Source organism: Hadarchaeum sp. (SeqCode), from assembly GCF_049969415.1.
Taxonomy (GTDB): Archaea; Hadarchaeota; Hadarchaeia; order Hadarchaeales; family Hadarchaeaceae; genus Hadarchaeum.
On record NZ_JBMFOX010000118.1, the window covers coordinates 1 to 1,584 of the forward strand.

General features: G+C 50.8%; 2 protein-coding genes. One reads left to right on the plus strand and one right to left on the minus strand.

Annotated features, from left to right (window positions below):
• The coding region (locus ACP5PX_RS08230) for a hypothetical protein (protein ID WP_428085465.1) at positions 1–203 on the plus strand (203 nt) is incomplete at its 5' end.
• A gap of 155 nt (positions 204–358) precedes the next feature.
• Here ACP5PX_RS08230 and ACP5PX_RS08235 read toward each other — a convergent pair.
• A complete protein-coding gene (locus tag ACP5PX_RS08235; RefSeq protein ID WP_428085466.1) occupies positions 359–1,090 on the minus strand; it encodes a DUF4282 domain-containing protein in 732 nt (243 codons plus the stop codon).
• Positions 1,091–1,584 lie beyond the last annotated feature (494 nt).

Consider the following 1,584-nt stretch of genomic DNA (forward strand, 5'->3'; position numbering starts at 1 on the left):
TCTACGTTACCACTACGGTCAGAGTGAAAAGCAATCTTCGTACCGTCAGGAGACCATCATGGATACCAATCCTGGAAGGGATCATTGGTCACGGGGTGGGGATTGCTTCCGTCGGCGTCCATTACCCAAATATCCGATTGAATATCCAATGGGTCGTCCCGATATTTGACCACGAAAGCTATCTTGCCTTGCGAAGATGCTAAGCATTGAGAGCTAACACCGACAAGTACGATGATCTCGATACATAATATTATCAGACCGCCGATCCTCTTGATTCTTCTATATTCCGTTTTCCACATTTGTGTACTCCTGCGTTTCTCAACTTTTATTCCCGACTCGAGTATGCCTCAACTTTTGGTCATTTCAATCCTCCCACAATTTGCACCCAGTAATCCCAAAGACCGGCCAGGAATTTACTGATGGCTTGAGGCGTCAGCCCCTGGGGCCTAGTGTAGCCGCTGGCAATGGGCAAGGCTATGAAAACTCCTAGTGCTATTAAGAAAAGCAGCAAGACCCAACGCTTCAAATGTCGGCGAGCCCTAGGCCGCTCCACTTTGGGGGGCGTGCCTTCCGTTTGGGGAGGCGGGAATTGTTGCGCTCCAAGACGGGCCTGCTCTGAGGGCCTCTCCTTTGTTTCGGAAATGGCCAGTGGAGGAGTTTGAGCCTTCTGAAGCTGCTGAAAGCCATCCTTCAGCACCTCTTCTATGGAGATTAACCGCGAGGTTCCACCCTTCAGCTCCTCCGCAATGGAGCCCAGCGTCTCCTGTATGCCTGAGGTGTCCGGAAGATTGAGGGAGTAAAATCGCTTCTCAATGGAGCTCAGCAAATCATGGATTTTGAAGAGTACGATCAGCTCTTCGCAGAAGACCCGCCAAAGGAGATTCCCTAAGATGATGATGCCAATACCCCAAATAACACCCCACACTGCACCACCCCAGTAACGGCCGGCTTCAATGGCGCCTATGATTCTTACTACACCCGCGATGGTAATCCCGATCGCCCCCAACACATAGATAAGCTTGATAATGCCGGGAGTGATCATCGTGCGGAAGGAGAAGAAGCCCCCTTCTTCCCACGAATTCTTGTCCATCTCTCACCTCCTCGTAAATAACCTATCACAAGTTTTTCACAAAATCAAGAGGGCTCCTTTCAGCTCCGTTTAAAAAAGTGGAGATCCTCGTTCTGAGGAAACTTTTACCGAGGTGAGAAACAGGTTTCCTGGAAGAACACCGAATTCCACTTTGGGAGATCGCTTTAGGTTGGGTGAAGGTGGGCAGGAAGGACGCTTGGATTTATGTGGCCCTCGAACCCTATGCCCTGAAGGTAAAAAACCTTCTTCAGGCGAGATGAGACTACCGTGAGCCTTTTCCTGGAGCACTTGGTGAGGAGTAGGAGTATGGGGACTGGTGAGGTGTGTGATCACGAATGGATGGTTGGTACCGCGCAGCCTTCCCCTTTTACCAAATAGAAGCGCGGATAACCCGGGGGTTGCCCGAGGAGGGAGAGGGTTTTCATTGGAAACCTTTTGGGCCAAATACTCGTCGTGTTTTTCGGAGACGTCGGTCCTCCCGCTTTTTCCCAAGC